The organism is Paraburkholderia sp. DHOC27 (assembly GCF_003429005.1).
Classification (GTDB): domain Bacteria; phylum Pseudomonadota; class Gammaproteobacteria; order Burkholderiales; family Burkholderiaceae; genus Paraburkholderia.
In genome coordinates this window covers 181,840-188,257 of the sequence record NZ_QVQV01000005.1, presented here as the reverse complement: position 1 = coordinate 188,257, position 6,418 = coordinate 181,840, and the positions used below count along the sequence as shown (strand labels likewise).

General features: G+C 63.4%; 5 protein-coding genes. 2 read left to right on the top strand and 3 right to left on the bottom strand.

Annotation, left to right across the window (positions count from 1 at the left end):
- Positions 1-633: 633 nt before the first annotated feature.
- Entirely contained in the window at positions 634-1,002 is a 369-nt protein-coding gene (locus D0B32_RS32320) for a DUF6984 family protein (protein WP_147329543.1), read from the top strand.
- Between the two features lie 31 nt (positions 1,003-1,033).
- Here the strand turns inward: D0B32_RS32320 and D0B32_RS18690 are convergent, their stop codons facing one another.
- From D0B32_RS18690 to dalD, 3 genes are all read right to left on the bottom strand, one after another.
- On the bottom strand, positions 1,034-1,981 hold the full coding sequence (locus D0B32_RS18690; RefSeq protein WP_117335726.1) for a sugar-binding transcriptional regulator: 948 nt from the start codon (positions 1,979-1,981) through the stop codon (positions 1,034-1,036).
- A 70-nt stretch (positions 1,982-2,051) separates the two neighbouring features.
- A complete protein-coding gene (gene xylB / locus D0B32_RS18685) occupies positions 2,052-3,533 on the bottom strand; it encodes a xylulokinase (RefSeq protein ID WP_117335724.1) in 1,482 nt (493 codons plus the stop codon).
- 246 nt (positions 3,534-3,779) lie between these two features.
- A complete protein-coding gene (gene dalD / locus D0B32_RS18680; RefSeq protein WP_117335722.1) occupies positions 3,780-5,192 on the bottom strand; it encodes a D-arabinitol 4-dehydrogenase in 1,413 nt (470 codons plus the stop codon).
- Between the two features lie 467 nt (positions 5,193-5,659).
- Between dalD and D0B32_RS18675 the strand changes: the two genes are divergently transcribed.
- On the top strand, positions 5,660-6,397 hold the full coding sequence (locus D0B32_RS18675) for an SDR family oxidoreductase (RefSeq protein ID WP_117335720.1): 738 nt from the start codon (positions 5,660-5,662) through the stop codon (positions 6,395-6,397).
- The last annotated feature ends 21 nt before the right edge of the window (positions 6,398-6,418 follow it).

Here is a 6,418-nt window from a genome sequence, read left to right as displayed (position 1 = left end):
GATTCGTCACCCCGATAGTGAGCGACTGGTGCGCTAGCTGGCACGACTCGACGCGTTTCGCTTCGGCTTCGTCGTGGTTTGAATTGAAACTGAAGCCGTTCGCGATGCAACTCGCGAGAATTGATGACGGCCGCCAATCGCGCTACTAACCTATCGGATCAGATATGTCAGCTTGCGCACGAACTTACGTCACGCTTTGCATTTATTGCTCCGATATGGAAACGATGAAACGCGTGACAACCGAAATCAAGATTTCACCGACGAGGACCAGCAGCAGGAACGGACTTCTGGGCTGGTTCCTTGACACCAGTGAACTTGAGTCCGTTGATGTTTCGAATCATCTCGATCTTTTGCTGCGGAAGATCAGGACCGGTCACATCGACATGAAAAAGCTACGAGAGATGGGTTGCTGGTACCGAACATACTGTTTGTGGACTTCCGTATCGGGGAACGGAGGTCCCGCTCTTAAGCCAAAACACATGGCGGATTTGGCATCGCTCGAAATGGAGCTTCACTTTGATTTGTGGTTTGATCCGCCAGACGACTAAATCAAGAAACTGCAAGGCCAACCGTCTGAATGAAAATGCGCTTTACGCGTGACTACGTACGTGATCGCGGTCACGGAGGCGAATCATGGTGACACTTGATTATCGTGAGCCTTCGCTTCACGAGCGAGCACTGATGGATTTGCTAACTGCTCCCGATTTCCCCGGCGCAGGAGAAATTCGGGAACAGCTAAGGTCATGCAACGTGCGGCAGATCGATGCTGAAGGCAGCCTTGGATTGCAGATACAAAATCCTGTGCGCGCATCAGTCATTGCGCGGGTTCCGGTTGAACTGTCCGCTCCAGATACGGATGGCGTCGACGTGCATGTATTGCTTCATGTGGTCAACGGAATATGCCAGGAGATCGAGATATATAAGGACGCTCCCGGGCCGATAGGAAAACTGCCGGAAAGATGGCGTTACTTTGTGCCATCGTCTAACTGGCCGAACGTCTAAGCCGGAAGCGCATCCTATCCGCCTTCGCCAACTACGCCCCCAACGCCGCCCGCGCACACAACTCATCCGTCACCAACCCCGACAACCACCCCCCCTTCAACACCGCGATCACCGCATCCTGCTTGCGCACGCCACCAGCAAAACCAATCGTAGGTCGCCGCGGCGGTGAATCCAGCGCCACGCTCGTCACGCGATGCCCGGTCGACGACTCCACATGTGCGCCGGACGCGTCGATCGGCAAGCCGAGCATCTCGGCAATCGCCTCGTGCTGCATCAGCTCCTTCACCTCCGCCGCGGTAATGAACCCGTCTTCATGCAGCGGACAGTTCGGCCCGATATTGCCGATCCCCACGAACGCGACATCCGCTTCGCCGGTGAGCGATTCGACGATCCGATACAGCCGGTGATTGCACCACTGCGCGCGCTCCGCCTCGCTATCGGCGAGCAGCGGCGCCGGCAGCAGAAAATGCTTGCCGCCCGTCTTCTCCGAAATGTGCAGCGCGACGTCATAGCGGTTCGAGGAGCCGTCCTGGGCGATCGCCCCGACCATCGACACCAACCGGTGCTGCGGACGCTCCAGTTGCGCGATTTGATCGACAGCGGCCTTCAGCGTCCGGCCGCTGCCGACGGCGACCACCATCGGCTTTTCCGCGGTGAGGTAGCGTTCCATCACCTGCGCCCCGGCCACCGCCAGCTTGCGGTCGACCTCTTCAGGCGTGTCGCTATCCACCGGCACGACTTCGCACATCGTCAGCCCGTAGCGCTTCGATAACTGCTCGGCGAGCGACAGGCAATCGGCCAGTTGATGATCCACCCGCACGCGGATCAGGTTCTTCTCGACCGCGAACGCCACCAGCCGCTGCGCGACGGGGCGCGAGACCTGCAGCTTCTCGGCGATCTCGTTCTGGGTATTGCCGGCCACGTAGTACAGCCAGGCGGCACGGGTGGCGAGATCGAGTTTTTCGTTGGACTTGGGCACGATGGCCTCTGTTGTTTGACACCGAGGATGGCAGGCGCTCAGCTTGCCGATATCGGCATGGACGTCATGCCTAAGCCAGCCGCTCGCGCGCCGGCTCGAACAGCGGCCGCACGTGGCGGTACAGCGCACGGAAACCGTCGAGCCGCGCGCGCAATTCCGCATGGCGCGCGGGGTTCGGCGTGAATTCGCTTTCCACCGGCGGCTTGCTCAACACCTGCGCGGGATCGCCGCCGGCTGCGAGCCATCCAAGCCGCGCCGCGCCGAGTGCGGCGCCGGTCTCACCGCCGCCATGTTTGCGGGTGGTCGTGTTCAACGCGTCCGCCAGCAATTGCGCCCAGTAGTTGCTGCGCGCGCCGCCGCCGAGCAGTGACAACGCGCTCGCTTCCGTGCCCGCCGCGCGCAGGGCGTCGAGTCCGTCGGTCAGCGCGAAGGTCACGCCTTCGAGTACGGCATAGCCGAGCAGGGCGCGATCGGTGGCGTGGTTCATGCCGAAGAACACGCCTTGCGCGTACGGATCGTTGTGCGGCGTACGTTCGCCGGACAGATACGGCAGGAAGAACGGCGCGCTCGCGAGGGCGTCGGGCGTGAGCGCCTCGACTTCGGCGAGCAGCGTGGGTTCATCCGTGGAGGTGAGCTTGCAGACCCAGCGCAAACAGCTTGCCGCCGAGAGCACCACACTCATCTGATGCCAACGGTCCGGAATCGCGTGACAAAACGCATGCACTGCTGACGCGGGGTTGGGCCGGAAGCTGTCGCCGACCACGCACAGCACGCCCGAGGTACCGAGCGAGACGAAGCCGTCGCCCGGCTGCGTCGCGCCAATGCCGATCGCGCTGGTGGCGTTGTCGCCGCCACCTGCCGCGACCACCACGCCTTCGCTCAAGCCGAACTCACGCGCCACCTCCGGGCGCAACACGCCCGACGATTCGCTGCCTTCGCACAGCCGCGGCATCTGCGCGCGGCTCATGTCGCACGCGGCGAGCAGGGCGTCCGACCAGTCGCGTTTCGCGACGTCCAGCCAGAGCGTGCCGGCGGCGTCCGATGGGTCCGAGACCTTGTCGCCGGTCAGTTGCAGGCGCAGGTAGTCTTTCGGCAACAGCACGCTGGCCGTTTGCCTGAAAATCTCCGGCTCGTGACGCGCGATCCACAGCAGCTTGGGCGCAGTGAAGCCGGGCATGGCCAGGTTGCCGGCAATACGATGCAGCTCGGGCGCGCGCTCGGTGAGTTCGGCGCATTCCTCGACGCTGCGCATGTCGTTCCACAAGATAGCAGGACGCAACACGCGGTCTTGTTCATCGAGCAGCACGGCGCCGTGCATCTGACCAGACAGGCCAATGCCGCGGATCTGCGCGAACTCGTCCGGATGCTTCGTGCGCAGCGCGGCCAGCGCGGCGCGCGTGCCGGCCCACCAGTCGGCGGGGTTTTGCTCGGCCCAGCGTTGATGCGGGCGCGAAACGGTGAACGGGGAGCCTGCGGTGCCGATCACGCGTCCATCGGACGCAAGCAGCAGGACTTTCACTTCGGACGTGCCGAGGTCGATGCCGAGATACATGGGCGCGAAACCTTCGTCGTTAGGGATGCGCTACTTTAGCCGCACACGGCGGCCGATGCCATGAGCGTATGACCTGGCCCAGGCGTAATGAGGGTGACACGGCTGACGCCGCGGCCCGAAAAGTGGGTGCAGCACCGGTACGTACCGTGCGCAGACGCTGCGGGCCGTCGGCGCGCGCTCGTTATGAACACGCCGGGCGGCCTCGTCCAGCCGCCCGGCGTGTCGATTGCGATGCGCTACGGCTGATTACGCCTTGCTGCGCTTCACCAGCCACGCATCCACGCGTTCCAGCGCGCCGCGCAGCACCTTCTCCAGATGCGGGGTCTGCGCCATGCTGCCCCACAGCAGGCGGTCGCCGCAGAACGCCTGCAACGGATCCTGCGCGGCAAAGAAGGCGCGGGCCACGCGTTCATCCATCACGCCGTCCTGATACGTGTAAGGCAGGCTGCCGGCCTGCCAGCGATCGAGGAAACGGAAAAACAGCGCCGGCAACATGGCCGTGGCAGCCGGTTCGACGCCGCGCGCGAAGCACTCCGAGAGCGTGGGTGCAATGAAGCCGGGAATCTTCGAGAAGCCGTCCGCGGCAACACGCTGATTGGTGTCCTGAATGTGCGGATTGCTGAAGCGGTCCAGCACGACGTCGCGGTACTTGGCGAGGTCCAGCGGGCTCGGCGTCAGACAAGGGATCACATCCTGCGTGACGTAGTCGTAGGCGAACTGGCGGATTTCCGGGTCGAGCGTGCCTTCGTGGATATAGGTGAGTCCGACCAGCGTGCCGGCCCACGCAATGCAACTGTGCGTCGCATTGAGGATGCGGATCTTCGCTTCTTCGTACGGCACCACCGAGTCCACCAGTTCCGCGCCGACGCGTTCCCACGCGGGACGTCCCGCGCAAAAGCGGTCTTCGATCACCCACTGGATAAACGCCTCGCCCATCACGGGCACCGCGTCGTCGAACCCCGTGGCAGCCAGCACGCGCTCACGCACATCGGGCGTAGGGCGCGGCGTGATGCGATCGACCATCGAACTCGGGCTCGTGGTATTCGCATCGAACCAGGCGAGCAGTGCGGTGGCGTTGCGCCGTTCCAGGAACTCGCGCATGCCCGCATGGAAACGCTCGCCGTTGCTGCGCAGGTTGTCGCAGCTTTGCAGCGTGACCGGACCCGCCTTGGCCTGCATGCGCGCTTCGAGGATGGCCGCGAGCGCACCATAAATGGTGACGTGGCCGCCCTTCAGATCCGTGGCGAGGTCGGGGTTGGCCGTATCGAGCCGGTCGTGCTCGTCGAGGTAGTAGCCGCCTTCCGTGACGGTGAAGGCAATGATCTTGCAGGCCGGATCCGCGCCGGCGGCGATCAGGCCGTCGAGGCTTTCGGTCCACGGCACCACGCGTTCGATCGAACGAATGGTCTCGTAGGCACGTTCGCCGGCGGGCGTGACGGTCTCGAGCGTGTAGACGCCATCCTGCGCGGCAAGCCCTTCGAGCACCGGATTCATGTCACCGCGGATATTGCCGACGGTCAGCGCCCAACTGGGCTCGTTCGGCTGCCTGATCTCATTGAGCTTGTGCAGATACCACGCCTGGTGAGCGCGGTGAAACGATCCTGCGCCGATGTGCAAGATCACATTGGCGTTCACGACGCCGTCCTGGTCGCTGTTCATTGATGTCTCCTATGTCTCAGCGTTGGCGCTGCAATGCTTACGCTGGTCCCATGCACTTGAGTTGCGGTGGCCCGGGTGGTGCTTCCGCGTGTCTTTCGCGCGGTATTCGCGTACGCTTTCTGTTTTGGAGCATTTGCTCTGCATGTGAGCGAATGATCGTACCCGCTGAAACGAATGTCAAGGCGGCAAGCGTGGCTATCGGTGGCGCAGCGCGGCGTGACAGCGCGTTGCGGCGGGTCGGCAAGCGCCTTGCCGCGTTGCGTGGAGGCGGTTCGCGATGCTGCTGCGCTGCATCAAATGTGCAGGCCGCCAGACGCGGTTTTCGCGGGGCAAACGTGCGTGAGCGTGATTTGCGGGCTTATCGGCGAGCCGTCGCGTAGTGGCACGGCGCGTTGTCTGCGAAACGGTTTGCCGCCTACACTGACTGCTGTTTCCATCTGAACTCACCTTGCGCGGACTGCGATCTCATGAAGACCACCTTCGATTTTTCCGGCAGCTCGATTCTGGTGACAGGCGCTTCCAGCGGAATTGGCCGCGCCACGGTGGAGTTGCTGTGTGCGAGCGGCGCGAGTGTCGTCGCGGCGGCGCGCAACGTCAACGAACTGGCGCGCCTCGCCGAGGAGACCGGCTGTGAGCCGCTGACGCTGGACGTTGGCGACCCGGTGGCGATCGACGAGGCGCTGACGGAACTCGACGGCTTCGACGGGCTCGTCAATTGCGCGGGCGTCGCGCTGCTCGAACGGGCTATCGACACCACAGCGGCGAGCTTCGATCGGGTGATGGCGGTGAATGCGCGCAGCGCTGCGTTGATCTCGGGTCACGTTGCGCGCGGAATGATCGCGGCGAAGCGCCCGGGCAGCATCGTCAACGTATCGAGCCAGGCCGGACTGGCGGCGCTGGATGATCATCTGAGTTATTCCGCCTCGAAAGCGGCGATGGATGCGATCACGCGGGCCTTGTGCATCGAGTTGGGACCGCATGGCATTCGCGTGAATAGCGTCAATCCGACCGTGACGCTCACGCCGATGGCCGAGCTGGCGTGGAGCGATCCAGTGAAACGCGAACCGGCATTGAAGGGCATTCCGCTGCGGCGCTTTGCGCAACCGCATGAGGTGGCCGAGCCGATCCTGTATCTGCTGAGCGATGCGTCTTCGATGATCAGCGGGGTTTCGCTGCCGATCGACGGCGGTTATACGGCGCGTTAATGTCCGATCCGTAAACATAAA